Source organism: Campylobacter sp. JMF_11 EL3 (genome assembly GCF_027736965.1).
In the GTDB taxonomy this organism is placed as follows: Bacteria; Campylobacterota; Campylobacteria; order Campylobacterales; family Campylobacteraceae; genus Campylobacter_B.
The window spans coordinates 665,247-685,151 of the sequence record NZ_JAOVTJ010000001.1 but is presented as its reverse complement, the minus strand read 5'-3'; the positions used below and the strand labels follow the sequence as shown (position 1 = coordinate 685,151).

The 19,905-nt window shown below is 39.9% G+C and carries 19 protein-coding genes; 12 read left to right on the top strand and 7 right to left on the bottom strand.

Going from position 1 to position 19,905, the window contains the following annotated elements; all coding sequences use genetic code 11:
• The first annotated feature begins 55 nt into the window (after nucleotides 1–55).
• Both OFN67_RS03460 and OFN67_RS03455 read left to right on the top strand, forming a co-directional pair.
• Nucleotides 56–982, top strand: a complete 927-nt coding sequence (locus OFN67_RS03460) for a tRNA dihydrouridine synthase (RefSeq protein WP_270868170.1) — start codon at nucleotides 56–58, stop codon at nucleotides 980–982.
• Nucleotides 983–1,067: 85 nt separating this feature from the next.
• A complete protein-coding gene (locus tag OFN67_RS03455) occupies nucleotides 1,068–1,787 on the top strand; it encodes a hypothetical protein (protein WP_270868169.1) in 720 nt (239 codons plus the stop codon).
• Between the two features lie 214 nt (nucleotides 1,788–2,001).
• On the opposite strand, the gene OFN67_RS03450 is transcribed toward OFN67_RS03455, so the two are convergent.
• A complete protein-coding gene (locus OFN67_RS03450; protein WP_270865337.1) occupies nucleotides 2,002–2,832 on the bottom strand; it encodes a prephenate dehydrogenase in 831 nt (276 codons plus the stop codon).
• Between the two features lie 79 nt (nucleotides 2,833–2,911).
• Here OFN67_RS03450 and bamA point away from each other — a divergent pair, with 79 nt between their 5' ends.
• The 10 genes from bamA (at nucleotide 2,912) to ribD (ending at nucleotide 15,136) form a co-directional block, all read left to right on the top strand.
• A complete protein-coding gene (bamA, locus tag OFN67_RS03445; protein WP_270868168.1) occupies nucleotides 2,912–5,161 on the top strand; it encodes an outer membrane protein assembly factor BamA in 2,250 nt (749 codons plus the stop codon).
• A gap of 131 nt (nucleotides 5,162–5,292) precedes the next feature.
• Nucleotides 5,293–6,672, top strand: a complete 1,380-nt coding sequence (locus tag OFN67_RS03440; RefSeq protein ID WP_270868167.1) for a M23 family metallopeptidase — start codon at nucleotides 5,293–5,295, stop codon at nucleotides 6,670–6,672.
• 48 nt (nucleotides 6,673–6,720) lie between these two features.
• Nucleotides 6,721–7,605 (top strand): UDP-3-O-acyl-N-acetylglucosamine deacetylase, encoded by an 885-nt coding sequence (gene lpxC / locus OFN67_RS03435; RefSeq protein WP_270868166.1) that lies wholly within the window; start codon nucleotides 6,721–6,723, stop codon nucleotides 7,603–7,605.
• 51 nt (nucleotides 7,606–7,656) lie between these two features.
• The gene (locus OFN67_RS03430; protein ID WP_270866613.1) at nucleotides 7,657–8,067 is read left to right on the top strand and encodes a glycoprotease; all 411 of its coding nucleotides are present in this window, start codon (nucleotides 7,657–7,659) and stop codon (nucleotides 8,065–8,067) included.
• Between the two features lie 8 nt (nucleotides 8,068–8,075).
• The gene (gene thrB / locus OFN67_RS03425) at nucleotides 8,076–8,957 is read left to right on the top strand and encodes a homoserine kinase (protein WP_270862543.1); all 882 of its coding nucleotides are present in this window, start codon (nucleotides 8,076–8,078) and stop codon (nucleotides 8,955–8,957) included.
• 232 nt (nucleotides 8,958–9,189) lie between these two features.
• A complete protein-coding gene (gene infB / locus OFN67_RS03420) occupies nucleotides 9,190–11,862 on the top strand; it encodes a translation initiation factor IF-2 (protein WP_270868164.1) in 2,673 nt (890 codons plus the stop codon).
• 9 nt (nucleotides 11,863–11,871) lie between these two features.
• Entirely contained in the window at nucleotides 11,872–12,237 is a 366-nt protein-coding gene (gene rbfA, locus OFN67_RS03415) for a 30S ribosome-binding factor RbfA (RefSeq protein WP_270859239.1), read from the top strand.
• Entirely contained in the window at nucleotides 12,230–12,649 is a 420-nt protein-coding gene (rimP, locus tag OFN67_RS03410) for a ribosome maturation factor RimP (RefSeq protein ID WP_270859240.1), read from the top strand. The genes rbfA and rimP overlap by 8 nt, the downstream gene beginning before the upstream one ends.
• A 22-nt stretch (nucleotides 12,650–12,671) precedes the next feature.
• Entirely contained in the window at nucleotides 12,672–13,967 is a 1,296-nt protein-coding gene (locus tag OFN67_RS03405) for an MATE family Na+-driven efflux transporter (protein WP_270860163.1), read from the top strand.
• An 8-nt stretch (nucleotides 13,968–13,975) separates the two neighbouring features.
• Nucleotides 13,976–15,136, top strand: a complete 1,161-nt coding sequence (ribD, locus tag OFN67_RS03400; RefSeq protein WP_270868163.1) for a bifunctional diaminohydroxyphosphoribosylaminopyrimidine deaminase/5-amino-6-(5-phosphoribosylamino)uracil reductase RibD — start codon at nucleotides 13,976–13,978, stop codon at nucleotides 15,134–15,136.
• Nucleotides 15,137–15,169: 33 nt separating this feature from the next.
• Here the strand turns inward: ribD and OFN67_RS03395 are convergent, their stop codons facing one another.
• The 6 genes from OFN67_RS03395 to guaB are packed head-to-tail and all read right to left on the bottom strand — an operon-like array spanning nucleotide 15,170 to nucleotide 19,905.
• The gene (locus OFN67_RS03395; RefSeq protein ID WP_270868162.1) at nucleotides 15,170–15,685 is read right to left on the bottom strand and encodes a phosphotransferase-like protein; all 516 of its coding nucleotides are present in this window, start codon (nucleotides 15,683–15,685) and stop codon (nucleotides 15,170–15,172) included.
• Nucleotides 15,686–15,693: 8 nt separating this feature from the next.
• A complete protein-coding gene (locus tag OFN67_RS03390) occupies nucleotides 15,694–16,353 on the bottom strand; it encodes a HesA/MoeB/ThiF family protein (RefSeq protein ID WP_270868161.1) in 660 nt (219 codons plus the stop codon).
• Nucleotides 16,350–17,174: a carbon-nitrogen hydrolase family protein gene (locus tag OFN67_RS03385; RefSeq protein WP_270868160.1), complete on the bottom strand. Its 825-nt coding sequence runs from the start codon at nucleotides 17,172–17,174 to the stop codon at nucleotides 16,350–16,352. The genes OFN67_RS03390 and OFN67_RS03385 overlap by 4 nt, the downstream gene beginning before the upstream one ends.
• Nucleotides 17,167–17,361: an exodeoxyribonuclease VII small subunit gene (xseB, locus tag OFN67_RS03380; RefSeq protein WP_270868159.1), complete on the bottom strand. Its 195-nt coding sequence runs from the start codon at nucleotides 17,359–17,361 to the stop codon at nucleotides 17,167–17,169. The genes OFN67_RS03385 and xseB overlap by 8 nt, the downstream gene beginning before the upstream one ends.
• Nucleotides 17,351–18,457 carry a homoserine O-acetyltransferase MetX gene (gene metX, locus OFN67_RS03375; RefSeq protein ID WP_270862552.1) on the bottom strand — a complete coding sequence of 369 codons (1,107 nt, stop codon included), beginning with the start codon at nucleotides 18,455–18,457 and terminating at the stop codon, nucleotides 17,351–17,353. The genes xseB and metX overlap by 11 nt, the downstream gene beginning before the upstream one ends.
• Nucleotides 18,454–19,905 (bottom strand): IMP dehydrogenase, encoded by a 1,452-nt coding sequence (gene guaB / locus OFN67_RS03370; protein WP_270868158.1) that lies wholly within the window; start codon nucleotides 19,903–19,905, stop codon nucleotides 18,454–18,456. The genes metX and guaB overlap by 4 nt, the downstream gene beginning before the upstream one ends.

Here is a 19,905-nt window from a genome sequence, read left to right as displayed (position 1 = left end):
GTGCGAATTTGTAAATTTTGTAAATTTGCAAATTCGCACCATTTTTATACAATCAATGAATTTAAATAAATTTTTCGAGACAAAACCGCTTTTTTTGGCGCCTTTGGCTGGGTTTTCAGATCCGCCACTGCGCGGTGTGGTGAAAAAATTCGGCGCTGACGCGACGATAAGCGAGATGATTAGCGCAAATGCGCTGGTGTTTGAAAACGACAAAACCCTAAAAATGCTAGAAAAAAACGAAGCAGAAGAGCCCTTTTTCGTTCAAATCGCCGGAAGCGATGAGGAAGTGATAAAAAAGGCGGTTTTGATTTTGAATAAATTTGACGGATTTTGCGGGATTGATCTCAACTGCGGCTGCCCTGTGCCAAAGGTCGTGAAGCAAAACTCAGGCTCGGCGCTTTTGCTGGATTTGGACAAGATAGCCCGAATTTTAGAAATCATCAAAACCCACTCAAATAAAAAATTCGTAAGCGCGAAAGTTAGGCTTGGCTTTGCTAGCGTTGATATCGAAAATATCGCGCGCGCGGTGGAGCGAGGCGGGGCTGATTTCATCGCGGTGCATGGGCGCACGAGGGCTGGTGGATACAGCGCGCAGGTCGATTATGAGGCGATTGCGCGCGCAAAAGGTGCCGTGCAGATCCCACTCATCGCTAACGGCGACATTAGCTCGCAAAATGCCGAATTTGTGCGAAGCACGACAGGCGCAGACGGGCTTATGATAGGCAGGGCAAGTATCGGGCACCCGTGGGTTTTCGCCGAGATTAAGCAGGGGCAAAGTGCGAGCGCAGAGCTAAAAAAAGAGATTATTTTGGAGCATTTTGCGCAGATGATAGCGCACTATGGGGCGCACGGCGTGGCGATTTTCCGCAAACACCTGCACGAATACTCCAAGGGCTACGCAAACGCTAGCGCATTTCGCGAAGAGATAAATCACATAGAAAATGCAAATTTAATGCGAGATAAAATTTTAGAGTTTTTTTAAATTTTGGTTTTTTATGGTTTAAAATTGTAAATTTAAAAATTCAGTATCAACGATACTGACCGAGATTTTATAAAAAGGATTAAATTTGGAAAACGAAAATTTAGAAAATAAACCAAATATTAAAAAATCAAATTTGCGAAATTATGACGAAAATCCGATTATTATAAAAGATTACAAGCCACAAGTAAATTTAATTGGTATATTTTTGATGATTTTAGCTTTTGTTATTTTGTGTATCACAAAACCAGAAAAAGTCAATGGTTTTACGATTTTGTCTCTTATGGTAGCAATTCCTTACATTATGAAATTTTTGGGCAAAAATTACTTTATTTTGCAAAACGAAATGATAAGCCAAATTAAAAATGATAAATCTTTTGATTTTATACAAGTAAAAGAGATTAAAAATGTTAAATTTAGTATTGATTTTAGAGACGGAAACGAAGAAATTCCATTTATTGCTAAAATTTTACTTTTTATTATAATCTCAACATATATTTATGCGATTTTTGCGTTTAATGAACCGATTATTTTGTTTTTTATTTTTACGCTTATCTCTGTATTTTATGCAATTCCAAAAATCATAACCCATACAATAAATGGTGGCAAAATCAATGATAGCGTTTATGATTGTCTTACCATTTATAGTAAAAATGGAAAAGTGATGAATATTATGATTTGTAGCGACAAAGAATTTAAAGAATTTCAAAAATACTTTTTAGAAAATGTGAAATTAAATATTTCAAATGCTAAATCAAGCTTTGGAATTTTTGATAAAAATTTTTATAACACAAGGAGAGAACTATGAGTTCAACGGGTAGCACCATAGGGTGGGCGTCCTTGCCCGCCGAATTTTATATTTTTATCAAATTTCATCATTTTTAATCCTTTAATTAACCATTGCAGTGAGGAAAAATAATCAAAATATCACAACCGCGTCATTGCGAGCCTAGCGTTGCAATCTAGTAAAATTTAGATAAATTTCAAACTCGCAGATTGCTTGCGCGACAAATCAGGCAAATTTACAAAATCTCGCGCAGTGTCCTTGCGCTGTGCATCCAGCTATCTAGCTCGCTCCACTTTTCGTTTTCGATCATATCGGTGCAAATTTGAAGCTCTTTTTTGAAAGACTCTATCGATTTTAACAAATTTTCTTTGTTTTGTTTGAAGATATCGACCCACATTTCAGGGCTTGATTTGGCGATTCTTGCCATGCCAGTGAAGCTTCCGCCGGCTAAATTTATGATATTTCGGCGATTTTCCTCTTTTAAGACGCTATTTACGAGCGAGTAGCTAATCGCGTGTGGCAGGTGCGAGATGAGCCCCACATGGTGGTCGTGGCTGAGCGCATCCATAAAGACAATCTTCATACCCGCAAACGAAAAAATTTCAACCGCGCGTTTGACATGTATTTCATCGGCGTTGTTATCGTCGCAGATGACGACTACTGCGCCGTTTAGTAGCTCCGAAAACGCAGCACTCGGACCTGAGTTTTCCGTGCCTGCCATAGGGTGAGCGGCGATGAAATTTCCTCTAATTTCTGGCGGGCAACTTTGCAAAATTTTAAATTTCGTGCTTCCTAAATCGATGATTGTGGTTTCCTTGCGCGCGTCTTTTAGCTGGGCTAGCGTCGTGATAATCGCCTCGACTGGGATTGCGAGAAAAATCACATCGCATTTTTGCTTCATCTCCTCGATACTTAAAATTTCATGCACCAGCCCCAGCTCCAAAGCCTCTTTTTCGTTTTCCCTAGAAATATCGTATCCGCTAACCGTGCTAATAATCTTTGATTTTTTCATACAAAGCCCGAGCGAGCCACCTATCAAACCTAAGCCTATAATGCCTATTTTCATAATTTTCCTTTGTAAATTCTTTTTGATTAATTTTAATATGCTATTATACGCAATTATTTTCATTTCTAGGTAAAATTTTATGAGAAAAAGTTTGTTTTTATTATTAGGTGGGGTTTCTATTGCTTGCGCAGCGCAAATCCAAACTATTAAATTCGAGGGTTTAAAACACCTATCTCCGCAAGTTGCAGCTGCTATTTCTGGCCTACAAATAGGCGATCAAATCACTGGCGAAAACACAAACCGAGCGATCTCAAATCTCTTTGCTCAGGGCTATTTCGAAGATGTGTATATCAGCGAACAGGGCGGAAATGTAACAATTAGCGTAAAAGAAAAACCAAGCGTGGCCAAAGTCGATATCAAAAATGTCGTTACAAACGACCAAGACGCTATCAAAAATTTAATCGGACTTCGCCCGGGACAGGTCTATGATGAGGTTTTGGCAAAAAACGCTGCCGCTAGAATCAAGCAATTTTACGAAGTAAAGGGCTTTTTTGACACTGTTGTCGAAGTTACCCCAAAACCGCTTGATAGCGAAGGAAACGCCGTGCATGTCATAGTTGATGTCAATAGAGGCGAAAACATCATTATCGAAAAGGTAAATTTAGTCGGCGCTAAAAAGCTAGATTATGATGATATCGAACCAGCTGTTTCAAACAAACAACGCGAAGTATTTGGCTGGCTATGGGGCTTTAACGACGGACAGCTAAAAGCTAACGAGTTGCCAAACGACGCAAATAGAATCCAAGAAGAATATTACAAAAAAGGCTACCTCGACGCTAGGGTATCTGCCCCAATCGTAAATGCCGATACTGGCGATTACACCGCGGATTTGACATATTATGTAACAGAGGGCGAGCGTTATAAGGTCAGCAGTATAGATATCGACTGCCCAGAAAATGTAACTATGGATAAAGAAAAGGTCATAAGCGATCTAAAACTCGAAAAGGGCGATACGATGAATTCAGACTGGATGCGTCGCGATATCCAAAAAATCGAAACCTTAGTCGCTGATCAAGGATATGCTTATGTCAAGGTCGTCCCACAAACAGATCAAGACAGAGAGGCTAAAACCATAGGCATAACTTATAAAATCATACCTGAAAATAAAGTTTATATCAGAAATGTAACAATCTCTGGAAACGACAAAACAGAAGATAAAGTCGTTAGACGCGAAATGTATCTAACTGAGGGAAATTTGTTTAGCAGAACCGATTATGCTGATTCTATCGCGGCTCTTAAACGCACGGGATATTTCGAAAATGTCGAAATCAAAGAAACTAGGGTAAGCGACGATCAACTAGATTTAGAAGTCGTAGTCCAAGAAACCCCAACCGGCTCGATTACAGGCGGTATCGGATATGGTAGCGATGATGGATTGCTACTAAGCGGTGGAATTAGCGATAGAAATGTCTTTGGAACAGGACTAAGCGGCTCAGTATCGGTAGAAAAATCAGATGATAAATTAAGCGGTAGAGTAAGCCTTACAAATCCTAGAATTTTCGATTCAGAATACAGCCTGGGTGGTATGGTTTTTGCTAATGATTATGACTGGGACGATTACGAGGAGAAATCTTACGGATTTGCTTTGACGCTTGGCAGAAAGCTAGGACGAAATTTAAGCGCAAGTCTGACATACTACCTAGAAAAGACAGAAATCGAAGGGCTAAACGAATACTACGCAGCCGCTGGTTATCGTAACCACGAAAGCATAAAAAGCTCGATTACACCAGCACTTACATACAATAGCACAGATGATTACTATCTGCCACGAAGCGGTATCATTGCGACTGCTAGCTTAGAATACGCTGGACTTGGCGGAGATATCGAATTTACCAAAGCCAAAGGAAGCTTTAATTACTACTTTGGATTGCGTGATTATATCGATTACGATTTGATTTTCCGCTACAAAGCTGCGGCTGGATATGTGTGGGATAGAGGCGATCCGCTTCCAATCAACGAAAAACTATTCCTAGGCGGTATTAGGACGGTGAGAGGATATAATTCTAGATCGATTCCGCGTAAAGAAATTTGCGTAGCCGATGGCAGCTGCCGTTATGTCGAAACAGGCGGTATGCAAAGCTTCAATAACTCGGTCGAGCTAAGCTTCCCGCTAATCGATCGTATGAAAATGCGCCTTGTAACATTTTTCGATTATGGTATGATAGGTGACAATGACTGGAACGAGGAAGAGCGATATAGCGCAGGTGCTGGTATCGAGTGGCTCACACCAATGGGGCCGTTGCAGTTGTATTTCACAAAACCGCTTAACGAAAAACCACACGATAAGACAAATAGTTTCGAATTTAGCATTGGAGCTAGATTTAACTAAAATTTGGCGTAAATTTTGGGTAAATTTCACTTTTACCCAAAATTTAACCTTAATGAAATTTAACTAATCCTTTACTTACGATTTACAAAAACTCAGTAAAATCAGGCTTTAATTTAAAATCAAGGTAATTTATGTATAGAAATCGAAGCAGAATAAATCCTAAAATTTTCATTTTTTTAATACTAACTTTGGCGATAGCTTATGGAGTTTTTCATTTTTTAACCTCGCCTAAATTTGAACAAAATCCCCCTAAAATCGAAATTGCAGATGAAATTTACTGGAATTTAATCTCGCCTTTGAAGGTTAAAATTTCAGATGATACTGGCGTAAAATCAATAAAAGTAAGCCTAAATGACGGGGAAAATTTAACTCCGCTAAAAGATGAAGAGTATGGCATAAGCCAAAAAGAGCTAGAAATTGCAGTTGAATTTCCAAAAAATTTAATCCTAAATAAAGATAAAAAATACAAACTACACATCGAAGCTGGCGATATTAGCGCGTGGAATTTCACCAAAGGCAACAAAACCGATAAAGTCGTAAATATAATCATCGACAACAAAAAACCTTTGATAAATTTGGTCGCAAATTCGTATAAAATCACCAAAGGTGGCTCGGCTGTGGTTGTTTTCAGCGCTAGCGATGAAATGCTAGATGAGGTTTTTATCCGCACAAATTACGGCAAAATTTTCAAAGCTACGCCGTTTGTCAAAGAAGGCTATTACGCTTCGCTTGTAGCATGGCCGGCAAACGAAGATGAATTTCGCGCCGAAATCGTAGCAACCGACAAGGCTGGAAATGTCAGCTCGTCGCAGATTCGCTACTTTTACAGCGATAAAAAATACAAGGTCTCGCAAATCAAACTTAGCGAAAATTTTCTCTCAGGCAAGGTTAGCGATCTAGCCAGCCAACATGCGCAAAATTTCAACTCTATGAGCGATTTGGATAAATTTAAATTTGTAAATGAAACTCTCAGAGAGCAAAACGCCAAGGATCTGCACGCATTTACGAGCAGGGTGCATGAGGATATGATAAGCGAGTTTTCGCTTCGTCCGTTTTATCCGCTTGCAAAGGGTGCTGCGGTAGCGAGTTTCGCCGATCACAGGCTGTTTTTCTTAAACAGCGAGCAAGTTAGCGAGAGCTGGCACATGGGGCTTGATCTTGCTAGCGTGGCAAACGCGGATATCAAAGAGAGTAATTACGGCGTGGTCGTGTTCTTGCAAGATAATGGAATTTATGGCCTAAATTTGGGCGTTTATTATGGATTTGGAGTTTATGGCGTGTATGCGCACTGCTCGAATTCAGCCCTTAGCGTGGGCAATCAGGTCAAACCAAATGATATCTTAGCCCAAACTGGCGCCACTGGCTTTGCCTTTGGCGATCATTTGCACTTTGGTATAGTGGTTCAGGGTGTGGAAGTAAGGCCGGAGGAGTGGATGGATCCGAAGTGGATCAAGGATAATGTGAGCGATGTGCTCGAAAGTGCGAAAAAAGTTATCGAAAAAGGAAAATAAATTTCAAATTTTTCGCTATAATGCAAAAATTAATGAAATGAGGGAAAAATGAGACAAAGAACAATAGCTAAAAAAGTCCATAGTGTCGGTATCGGATTGCATAAAGGTGAGCCAATCAGACTTACATTGGAGCCTTTGGAAGCAGGTAGCGGAATAGTATTTTATAGAAGCGACCTTGGAATTAGTTTTAAAGCAACGCCCCAAAATGTCGTAAATACCCAAATGGCCACTGTTGTGGGCAACGAAAAGGGCTATGTTTCCACGATAGAGCACCTAATGAGCGCGATTTCAAGCTACGGAATCGACAATATTCGCATTATCGTCGATGCGAACGAAATCCCTGTAATGGACGGAAGCTCGGCGAGTTTTTGTATGCTTTTGGACGAGGCTGGAATCAAAGAGCTAGATACGAATAAAAAAGTCATTATCATCAAGCGCGATGTCGAGGTCAAAGAGGGCGATAAATTCGTCTGCCTAAGCCCAAGCGCAAGGCCTAAATTTGATTATACGATTAAATTTGCAAATCCGATTATCGGCACACAGCACCATGTCTTTGAATTTAGCAAAAAGGCTTATATTAAAGAAATTTCTAGGGCTAGAACATTTGGATTTTTAAAAGATGTTCAAGCGCTTCGCTCAATGGGTCTTGCGCTTGGTGGAAGCCTAGAAAATGCCGTCGTAATCGATGATAATAAAATTTTAAACCCAGAAGGTTTGCGCTATGAGAACGAATTTGTCCGCCATAAAATTTTAGACGCTATTGGCGATTTGGCACTTAGTGGAGCGCCTATTTTGGGCGATTACACATCATTTGCTGGAAGCCATGATCTAAATCACAAGCTCACTGAGGCTGTATTTAGCGACGCTAAAAATTATGAATTAGTCGAGCTAAACGCGCAAATCGTAAGAGAGTATCAAAAAGCTTTCGCGTAAGGGCAAATCATCAAAGAAATCAGCGTTTTAGTCGTAGCACTCACTTCGCCCGTGCTTGTCGGTATTTACGAGAAAAATGACAAAATTTTAGAATTTTCTAGCGCGCCAGGGCAAAAAGCCGATGAATTTTTGGTAGAAAAATTTTCTCAAATTTTAAAAGAGTATAAAATTTCAGAGCTTATCTATGCGAATACTCCCGGCTCTTTTATGGGCATAAAAGTTAGCTTTGTAATGCTAAAAACGCTTAGTATCGCCCTAAATTTGCCACTTTACGCGGTCAGTGGATTTGAGCTAAATGGATTTTTGCCAATCAGGGCAAATAAGGCATTTTCATACATTTACGAAAATGGCGAGATAAAAATGGCAAAATTAGAGCCTGCTCCTATGAAATTACCGCAAAATTTATCAACTTTAAATAAAAGCAATGATATACTACCAAATTACATTATTGATGCAGTTTAGGAGAAAATTTGATTATAAAAATTCCCGCCACCAGCGCAAATTTGGGACCAGGCTTCGACGCACTAGGACTTAGTTTAGAGCTTTTTAACGAAGTAGAGATTTGCGAAAATAGCTTTCATTGTATCTCGCTAAATGGATATGGAAGCGAAAAGGCGTGGCTTAAAAAAAATAATGCGTTTTTAAACATTTTCCGCGAAATTTACACCAAACTAGGCGGAAATCCAAACCAAAATTTCAAAATTTCATTTCAAAACAATATCCCATTTTCGCGCGGTCTTGGAAGCTCATCGGCTGTGATAGTCGGAGCAATCGCGGCAGCGTATTATATGCGCGGATTTAGCGTGGATAGGGGCAAAATTTTAAATCTCGCCCTAGAATACGAAAACCACCCTGACAATATCGCCCCAGCGACTTATGGCGGGTTTGTTTCGAGCATAACTTCTGGCAAAAATGTCTATTCGCAAAAATGCGAGATCGACGCTGATATCAAGGCTATCGTCGTTATCCCAGATACGCCAATGCCTACAAACGAATCTCGCGGAAAATTGCCTAAGAGTTTTACTATCAAAGATTGCGTGAGCAATCTTTCGCACGCTGCGTTTTTGACGGCGTGTTTTATGAAAAAAGATTATGATAGCCTAAGGCTTGCTTGTGTGGATAAAATGCACGAGGAGGTGCGTATGAGCGCGCTACCTGAGCTGTTTAGCGTGCGCGAAGTGGCTTATGCAAATGGCGCGATTATGAGTTCTCTCAGCGGTAGTGGCTCGACATTTTTAAATTTAGCCCATGCTAGCGACGCGCAAAAGATAAAAAATGCGCTGGCGGATAAATTTAAAAATTTCAAGGTAGAAATTTTAAATATAGATAATAACGGCTTTAATATTAGCTAAGAAAAAGTAAGATATAATTTTATGAATAAACCGATAAGAATGTGCGTTATTTGTAGAGGTAGATTTGCTAAAGCGGGGCTTAATGCCTTTGTGCAAAATTTCAAAAAAGAAAATTCAAAACGGCAATTTTATATTTGCAATCAATGTATAAATCAAAAAGAAAAAATTATTAAATATTTATCAAAATTTAGAAAATATGAAAATTTTGAGATTATTAAGGAGAGGGTTTTAAATGGCTGAGGGAGTTAAAATCAGTGACATCGCGGCTGAGCTTGGATACGCAAGCAAAGACATCATCGAAAAAGCGCAAGAAATGGGCTATACTAAGGTCAAAACCGCGTCAAACAAGGTAAGCAACGAAGAAGCAGCGGCTATATATGAGTATATTCAAACAGGAATTTTGCCAGAGTCTTTAAAGCCAAAATCCAGTGCTAAAAAAGCCCCTGCGAAGCCAAAAAAGCAGAGCGAAACCAAAAAAGATGAGCCTAAAAAAACTCAGAGCAAAAAAACAGAGCCAAAGGCTGAAAATTCTCAAAGCAAAGAGCCAAAACCTGAGCCAAAACATGAGCCAAAAGAGGAAAAGCCGCACTCTCAACCAAAAAGCGAAACGAAAATCGAAGCAAAAGTCGAAGTTAAAACCGAGCCAAAATCCAAGCCCGAAGCGCAAACCCCTCAAATAAATAGTGGCGAGAGCCTAGCTAGCGAGAGTTTGCAAAAGCGCCGTGGTTTGGTGATAGTCAAAAAGAAAAAAGACACCGAAGCACCAAAGATAGAAAAACCAAGCGAAAGCCGCGAAAAGGTAAGTGCTAGCTTGGAGGCGATTTTCTCAAACGCTGAGTTAAATTTGAAAAAGAAAAAAGCCGAAAAGAAAAAAATCGCCGTTTCTAAAAAAGAAGATACTCAAAAAATCGATTTGGTTAGTGATCACGAACTAGCCGACATAGTCATCGATGATGATGAAGATATGGTAGTTTTGCCTGATTTGACCGTCAAGCCTATCCAAGTCGAAAACAAAACAAAAACCAAAAATCAACCAAATATCTACAAAGGTTCGCAAACACAGTTTTACGGGAACGATACGGGCATTAGCCGTGGAAGTCGCAAAAAACATAAAAAAGTCGTCAAAAAAGATGACGAGCAGAGCGTAACTTCTGTAAATATCCCAAAAGAAATTCGTGTTTATGAATTTGCCGAAAAAATCAAAAAACAGCCTAGCGAAATCATTTCAAAGCTATTTTTGCTTGGTATGATGACGACTAAAAATGACTTTTTGGACGAAGATGCGATTGAGATTTTGGCAGAAGAATTTGGCATTGAGGTAAATATCGTAAATGAAGCCGAAGAATTCGACTATGTCAAGGCTTACGAAGATGAGGTTGTAGAAGAAAATTTAACCACAAGAGCGCCTGTGATTACCATTATGGGGCATGTCGATCACGGAAAGACTAGTTTGCTTGATTTCATTAGAAATTCACGCGTCGTAAGCGGCGAAGCAGGTGGTATCACCCAACATGTGGGTGCGTATATGGTCGAGAAAAACGGACGAAATATCACATTTATCGATACCCCGGGACACGAAGCATTTACATCTATGCGCGCGCGCGGTGCCGAAGTTACCGACATTGTTATCATCGTGGTTGCGGCAGATGACGGCGTAAAACCACAAACAAAAGAAGCCGTAAATCACGCCAAAGCAGCAGGCGTGCCGATAATCATCGCTATCAATAAAATGGATAAAGAAAACGCAAATCCTGATTTGGTAAAAACAGGTCTATCTGAGCTTGATATAATGCCGACCGAGTGGGGTGGAAGCTATGAATTTGTGCCGATTTCAGCTAAAACAGGTATGGGAATTGAAGATTTGCTTGAAATCGTCTTGCTTCAAGCCGATTTGCTTGAATTAAAAGCCGATAAAACTCGCCAAGCAAAAGCAACCATTATCGAAAGTTCGCTTCAAAAGGGTCGTGGTCCGGTTGCTACCGTCATCGTGCAAAACGGCACACTAAAAGTCGGCGACACGGTAGTTGCGGGTGTGGCGTATGGAAAGGTTAGAGCTCTAAATGATGATAAAGGCAAAAAGCTAAGCTCGATTGCTCCTGGCGAGTGTGGCGTTATCATCGGTCTTAGCGAAGTCCCAGAAGCCGGGGAAACGCTAATTGGCGTTGGAAGCGATAAAGAAGCAAGAGAGTATGCAAGCCGAATTTACGAGCATCAACGCCAAAAAGAGCTATCAAAATCTACAAAAGTTACAATCGACGAGCTAAGCGCAAAAATCGCAGAAGGCGAGTTAAAGTCGCTTCCTGTTATCGTAAAAGCCGATGTGGTTGGCTCTCTTGAAGCTATTAAGGCAAGTTTAGAAAAACTTCGCAACGACGAAGTTAAGGTAAATATTATCCACTCAGGCGTAGGCGGTATCACGCAAAACGATGTAGGTTTGGCAAGTGCGAGTGAAAACTGCGTGATTTTAGGCTTTAATATCAGACCTACTGGTGAAGTCAAAGAAAAAGCCAAAGAACGCGGTGTAGAGATAAAAACTTACAATGTCATTTATAACTTGCTTGACGATGTCAAGGCGATTTTAGGCGGATTAATGAGCCCGATTATCAGAGAAGAAGACCTTGGTCAAGCTGAAATTCGCCAAGTCATCAATGTGCCAAAAATCGGACAAATCGCAGGTTGTATGGTTACAGAAGGCTCGATTCAAAGGGGAGCTAAAATCCGCGTAATCCGCGATGGCGTGGTGGTTTTCGAAGGAAACATAAGCTCACTTAAACGCTTTAAAGATGACGCAAAAGAGGTCGCTAAGGGCTTCGAGTGTGGTGTCGGTATCGACGGATACAACGATATGCGCGTTGGAGATTTCATCGAAAGCTTCAAAGAAAAAGAAGAACAAGCCACGCTATAAAGGTGATTTATGAACGCTCACGAAGTAAGACGACTACGAACCGCAAGTGTCCTAAAAGAGCTGATTCCGCAGGCTTTATCGCAGCTTGATGATGAGTTTTTGCACGGGCTTTGCGTAACCGATGTCGAGTGCAAAAGAGGACGCTACGACGCCTTTGTATATCTTGATAAAATGGGCTTAGATGAAAGGGAGCAAGAGCTAATCTTGGCAAAACTCAAAAAAGTAAGTCGCTTTATCCAAAACCACTGCATGGAAGCTGAGGGCTGGTTTCGCTCACCTGCGCTTCACTTTAAATTCGACGATAGGCTCGAATACCAAAACAAAATGGACGATTTGTTTGAAAAAATTAGTAAGGATTTAAATAAAAATGGTTGATTTAAACGCTCTTGCCAGCGAGTGTGGGCTGGAATTTTACGATTGCGAAACAGCTAGCGAAAACGGCAAAACGATTTATAGAGTTTTTGTGACTAAAACTGGTGGCGTGAGCTTAGAAGACTGCGAAAAACTAAGTCGCATTTTATCTCCGATTTTCGATGTCGAACCGCCTGTTAGCGGGGAGTATTTTTTAGAAGTATCGAGTCCTGGGTTGGAGCGCAAACTAAGCAAAATAGAGCATTTTAGCAAAAGCGTGGGCGAGTTAGTCAAAATAACCACGAGCGAAAAAGATAAAATTTGCGGAAAAATCCTTAAATTCGAAGATGAAAATTTATACTTAGATACTACTGACGGAGAAATTTGCATTAAATTTAGCGATATAAAAAAGGCGAAAACTTATATTGAGTGGTAGAGCTTTGTTATAAAATAAAATAATGGATAATATTTTGTTTGGTAAAAGTATAAAAAAGCAAATATTAGAGCAAGCATTTACAAAGAAAGAATATTTTTTATTTTTATCGTTAATGATTTTTTCTTTTATTCCCAGCATTAATCAATTAGTAATCGATAGGCTTATTAGTAGTATAGGTGGAAATGAATTTAGTATTGCTAGTCAAATAGAGTGGTTTGATCTTTTCAATGAAACAATTTTGGCTTTTTTGACAGTGCCTATGTATTTTGTATTTAATAAGGCAAAAGATAATATCGAGATGTCTAGTAGAATAAATACGACTTTTATAATAGCTTTTATTTTATATCTTTGTATTTCTGGTGTTATATATTTTTATGCAACAAATTTAATTTCATATATGAATGCTCCAAAAGAAAGCATAGATTATTTGAAATTAGAAACATTTGGTTTTATTATAGGATTTATTAGTTCATATATATATATCATTTTTGTAGTAAAAGGAAAATATGAATATTTCGTAACATTACTAATTATAAAAGTCATTATGTTGTCTATTGGTAATATTTTATTAATTCCAAATAATGGTGCAACTGGCGTTGCCATTACAAATATTTTAGTTAATTTTATTATCTCTATTGTATCAATTTTCCTTTTATACAGAGAAAATTTAATTAAATCTTGGACTGGAATAAATAAAGAAGCAATAAAAGATTGGTTTAAAACAGGAATATTTTCTGGAATGCAAGTATTTATTGCAAATTTGGTTTATATTGCAGTGGTTATGAAAATGGTCGGACAGGTTTCGCAAATGGGAAATTTTTGGTTGGCTAATAATTTCATTTGGGGTTGGCTTCTTATTCCTGTGATGTCAATGGGTGAAATGATAAAAAGAGAGTATTATAACGGCTATAAAAGAATTTGGAATTATATTATTTTAGCAATATTAATTATTTTATTATGGTTGATTAGCATTCCATTGTGGAAATTTATGTTCGAATATATTATTAAAGCAAACGAAGTAGATATTATTTTAAATATTATATATAAAAGCTTACCTTTCTATATTTGTTATGTTTTTTGTGTGCTTATTCAATCCATTTTAATTTCAGTAGGTAAAACAAATTACATTTTTTACGAATGTTTAATAGTAAATTTTATCTATTACGGAGTGGCATATATTTTGGTAACAAAAGGAATTTTTTTAGTTTCAATGGATTTTATAATCTTGCTTTTTGGTTTTGGCTTGATTGTTAGCCTGATTATAGATATATATTTATATCAGTATTCTAAGAAGCATTTATTAACAAATTATAATTAGGTAAAAAAATGACTAACGAATTTTATATGCGCTTGGCTCTAAATGAAGCGTGGAAATATCAAATTTTAACCTTTCCAAATCCTGCTGTGGGGTGCGTGGTAGCCGATACGCACGGCAAAATTTTAAGCATAAATTCTCATAAAAAAGCTGGACTGCTTCACGCCGAAGCAAACGCCGTTTTTGTGGCACTTTGTGAGCTTAGCGAAAGATTTTTAAGCGATTTTTTGCAAATTTACGAAGCCAAATTTGGGCTAAATTTAAGCGAAATTTGCAAAAATCCACAAAATTTAATCTACGGCGATTTTTTTGAAAATTTCGGTGCAGTATCCGCAAAATCGCACTTTGCAAATCAAATTTTAGAGTTTAAAAATCTAAACGCAAATTTCGTTTATGAATTTATCACGCAAAATCACGGCAATTTACTTAAAAATGCAACCGCTTTTGTTACTCTCGAACCCTGCGCCCACATCGGCAAAACGCCATCATGTGCGAATTTGCTTAAAAATTTAGGCTTTAAAAAAGTCGTAATCGGCTCTGCGGATTTAAACGAAAAAGCTAGTGGCGGCGGCGAAATCTTAGCACAAAGTGGCGTGGAAGTGGAATTTGGCGTTTTGAAAGACGAGTGCGACGCGCTTTTAAAGCCGTTTTTAGCGTGGCAAAATGGCGGAAATTTTAGCTTTTTTAAACTCGCATTTTCTGCAAACGGCGTGATTAGGGGCGAAATTTCAAACGCCAAATCTCGCACATTTTCGCACTATTTAAGAAGCGTTTGCGACGCTTTGCTTATCGGCGGAAATACCGTGCGCACAGATCGCCCGAAGCTCGATACTAGGCTGATTGCGAACGGGAAAAACCCAGATATTTTTATCTATTCTAGGCAAAGCGAGTTTGACAAAACTATTCCGCTTTTTAGCGTTGAGGGCCGCAAAGTAGCTATCACAAATGATTTGCAAACTGCCTTAAATTCGGGGTTAGTAATGATTGAAGGTGGGCAAAATTTGCTAAATGAAATCGCTAAAAGCGTAAATTTATTTCTGTTTTTCCGCTCAAACGAGCTTAAAATGGGCGAAAATTTTGGGAGCGATTTGAAATTTAAGCCACTTTTCACAAGCAAATTTGATAATGATGAATTTGGCTGGTATGAGTTAGAAATCCGTATAATAAACTAAATTTAGGTTTCAAATTTAGCCTAAATTTTAAATTTAAAGCTTACTTATAGTTTTTTCATAATCATCATCAATCAAAACGATTTTCTCGCCGTTGTTTAAAAAGCCTTTTATAAAATTTTGATTATCCGCTTTTAAATTTTCTTTTGTGCAGGTCGTATCATCAAGCCTATTTTCTATATCACAGCTATGTTTTTTGATTTTATCAAAATTTTCATCGATAAATTTATCGCTCATCGCTAGGGCTATAAAACGAATTTGGCGCAAATATTTTTCACTAAAATCGCTCCGCCAAGAAAACGGCACATAACAACCTTCGATGATTAAATTTTGCCCGTTTTCAATCGCAGTTTTGATTATTTCACGCACGATTTGCCATAGATAGGGCGTTAGTGCTTCATCGTCATTTGGCGTAAGATTTGTATTTTTTGAGCGAATTAGCCCCATTTTTAGGTGATCGATTGAAAAATACGGAAATTTATACTTTTCCAACAATCTTTGTGCCAAAAGCGTTTTTCCCGTATGCGAAGCGCCCATTATGAGTATAACCATTTTTTGCCTTAAACAAGAGCGATTTTTTTGGTTTCAAATTCGCCCGAGAAAAAATTTAGATAATAAAGCGTGTCTTTTTTCACGCTCAAACCCGCCAAATAGCGCAAAGCTAAATTTGCCGCAAAACTCGCTGCAAACATCACAATCGGCGCAGCAATTCCAGCTGGCGTGGCGTTTAAGCTTGGGAAAAATTTGAAATTCGCCTCGCTTACGAAGCAGACCTGCACCTGAAAGCTATCGACCGAGCTAAACACCCATGGCGTGGCAGTTTGCTTGGCAAACTCATCAATTTGCGCGCGCGTGGCGAGATTGTCGGTTGCATCTAAAATCAGGTCAAATTTATCCGTGCAACTAGCAAAAAATTCATCAGCTTTCATTTTGTGCGTATTCACACGCACGCCATCGTATCGAGCCTGCACGCGCTCTTTAAAAATATCGGCCTTGTATCGTCCCTCATCTTCTAGCGAAAATAAAATTTGCCTGTGGATATTATGAAGCGACACTGTGTCGAAATCGACAATGTCAATCCGCCCGATCCCGCTGGCTCCTAGCGCATACGCAAATGAGCTTCCAAGCCCGCCAGAGCCGATGATTAGGACGGATTTTTGCGCTATGGAGTTTTGGGTATCCTCGCCCCAAAGCTGGATTTGTCTATGGAAAAATTTCACGCAAAGCCTTTGTTTTTCAAATTTGCCTTAAAGCCCCAAAATTCCGTAGCTTCGCGCACGATTGCTGGGTCTATTTCGCACATTAGTGCGCCCTCTTCGCCCTTTAATTCGTTGATAATCTCGCCGTAAGGATTCGCTAGGAAACTGCCACCATAAAATTTAAAGTCCATATCGCCGAATTTTGCCTCGCCTATGCGGTTTGTGCGCACGATATACGCCGAGTGCGTGAAAGCTCGCATTTTAAGCAGTTCTGCCCAGCGCAAATTTGACTCAAATGTCGAAGCTGTGGGGATTAGCACGCAATCTACGCTTTCGTGGTCGAAGCGCTGCCACACCATATCAAAATGCGCTTCAAACCCAAAACAAACGCCAAATTTCACACCCTCTACCTCAAAAATCAGTGGCTCAAATTTGCCATTTTCGTGAATTTTGGCGTTTAGGAAAAACTCGTCCTCGTTCCAGTGTGAGTAGTTTATCAGCATAGTTTGATCGTAAAATTTCACGCCAGAGGGGCTAAAATGCGCGCAGGATTTGATCCATGCGATTTCGCCAGCCTCGCTAATGCTTTGGCGAATTATAGGCGCGATGATGTGTAAATCGTATTTTTTGGCTAAATTTTGCATTAGCTCCATTTTGTGTTCGCTTTGTTTTTGCGTGATTGAGCTTGGCATGTGTTTTAGCTCGGTGAAAAACGAATTGAGCGTGTATTCGCCCAAAACCACGATTTTTGCGCCATTGTCGTGGGCTATTTTCATATAATAATCAATGCGATTTTCGCTCATCGAAAGCGTGGCGAGTTGTAGAGCGCAGATTTTAATCATTTTGCACACCTTCGTTTATTTGCGTGATTTCAAGCTTGGCGTTTTCTAAAATTTCCTTCGCCTCTTTTAGCAGGCAAATTCCGCTTTTATACAGCTCTACGGAGCGATCTAGCGTGATGTCTTTATCGTTTAAGCTCTCTAATAGCTCGCCTATTTTTTTCATTTTTTCTTCGAAATTATCTTGCATCTAAAACCCTTTTAATGATATAGTCAAATTTTTCCACCTCGACCAAAAACGCGTCATGCCCGTAATCGCTGTCGATTTGCGTGTAAAACACGCGCTCTTTCGCGCCAAGATCAATCATACATTTATACATTTCCTCCATTAAATTTGGCGGAAACAAAATATCGCCAGAAAACGAAATCAAAAATAGTTTCGCACGAATTTGCGCCATGGCGTTTTTTAGCGAGCCATAATGCCTCGTGCAATCGAAAAGATTCATCATTTTTGCGATATAAAGGTAGCATAGCGGATCGAAGCGATGAGAGAAATTTACCCCATTGTAGTCTAGGTAGCGATCCACTTGAAATCTGCCGTCAAGCTCGTAAAGTCCGTCAGTTTCTACATAATTTCGCCCAAATTTTTCGTTCATCGAAGCAGGGCTTAAAAAGCTAATATGCCCAGCCATGCGACCTACCGCCATGCCATTTAGGCCTGATTTGGCGATTTCATCTTTGTCGTAATACCCGCCTTTGAAATTTGGATCGCTCTTAATCGCGCTGATTGCGATTTTATTAAATGCTATCGCCCAAGGCTGCGTCGCATAAGTGGTAGCTAGTGCGAAAATATTTTCGGCGAAATTTGGGTATTCGATTGCGTAGCACAGAGCCTGCATACCGCCTAAACTCCCGCCGATTACGGCTTTTACGCGCGAAATCCCAAGCTCGCTTAGCAATCTAACCTGCGCCTTTACGACATCTGAGATTACAAGCACGGGAAAGCGTGTGCGATACTCCTTACCAGTGCTATCGTCGATATCTAGCGGGCAGGTCGAGCCAAAGGGCGATGAGAGGATATTTATGCAGATGACGAAAAATTTGCTCGTATCCACTGCCTTGCCATCGCCGATTAGGCTGTCCCACCAGCCAGCCTTGCTTTCATTTTCGTATCTGCCAGCAGCGTGTGCGCTACCGGTTAGAGCGTGTGTGATGACAATGACATTTGATTTATCAGAATTTAGCTCGCCGTAAGTTTCGTAAGCTAGGTGAAATTTAGAAAAAACACGACCGCTCTCTAAATAGAGCGGTTCGTCAAAATAGTGGGTTTTGGTTTGGATTTTCACTGATTAACTCGGTAGTTTGGCGCTTCTTGCGTGATGATGACATCATGGACATGGCTCTCTTTAAGTCCTGCGCTTGTGATTTCGACAAATTCAGCTTTTTCTTGCAAGGTAGGGATATCCTTGCTTCCGCAATAACCCATAGCGCTTCTTAGACCGCCTACTAGCTGGAAGATTACATCTTTTAGCATACCAGCATAAGGGACGCGTCCTTCGATGCCTTCTGGGACGAGTTTTTCTTTGGCGGTGCCTTCTTGGAAATATCTATCAGAGCTTCCTTTTTGCATAGCGCCGATTGAGCCCATACCGCGGTATGTCTTATACTGGCGACCTTGGAAGGTGATTAGCTCGCCAGGGGTTTCATAGCACCCAGCTAGCACACTTCCCATCATTACTGAGCTAGCGCCTGCTGCTAGGGCTTTGGCGATTTCGCCTGAGTATTTGATACCGCCGTCTGCGATGATTGGAACGCCAAATTTAGCCGCTTCGTTTGCGCAATCTACAATTGCGGTAAATTGTGGCACGCCCACACCTGCGACGATTCTAGTGGTGCAGATTGAGCCTGGTCCGATACCGACTTTTATCGCGTCTGCGCCAGCTTCGGCGATATCTTTGATAGCCTCTGGGTTTGCGACATTTCCTACTACGACATCGACATTTAGCTGTTTTTTAAGCTCTTTTAGGGTGTTTATGATACCTTTGGTATGTCCGTGAGCAGAATCCATTACAATCGCATCTACGCCTGCTTCGACAAGGGCTTTTGCACGATCAATCTGACCTACGCCAATGGCGGCTGCTACGCGAAGTCTGCCATAAGCGTCTTTGTTCGCTAGTGGATATTCGATGCGTTTTTTGATATCTTTAATGGTAACTAAGCCCTCTAAATGGTTGTTTTCATCAACAATCGGAAGTTTTTCTACCTTGGTGCTGCGGAAAACTTTCTCAGCGTCATCTAGCGTCGAGCCCTTTTTAAGGGTGATTAGTGGCATTGGGGTCATTTTATCGCCAACGCGCGCTGAGGTATCGCTTTCAAATCTCAAATCGCGATTAGTTAAAATTCCGATTAATTTATGCTCATCATCGACGACTGGAATTCCGCTAATGTGGTATTCAGCCATCAAATTTAGCGCATCTTGCACGCTAGCTGTGGCTTTGATAAAAATCGGATCGATGATGACGCCACTCTCGCTTTTTTTCACTCTTTTAACCATTTTGGCTTGGCTTTCGATATCCATGTTTTTGTGGATTACGCCAATCCCACCAAGGCGAGCCATCATGATAGCTGTGCGATACTCGGTAACCGTATCCATAGCAGCACTCACAAGTGGCGTATTTAGAGTGATATTTTTGGTAAATTTTGTCTTTAAATCTACATCTTTTGGTAAAATTTCAGAGTATTGTGGCACCAGTAAAACATCTTCAAATGTCAAAGCTTTTTTCAAAATTTTCAT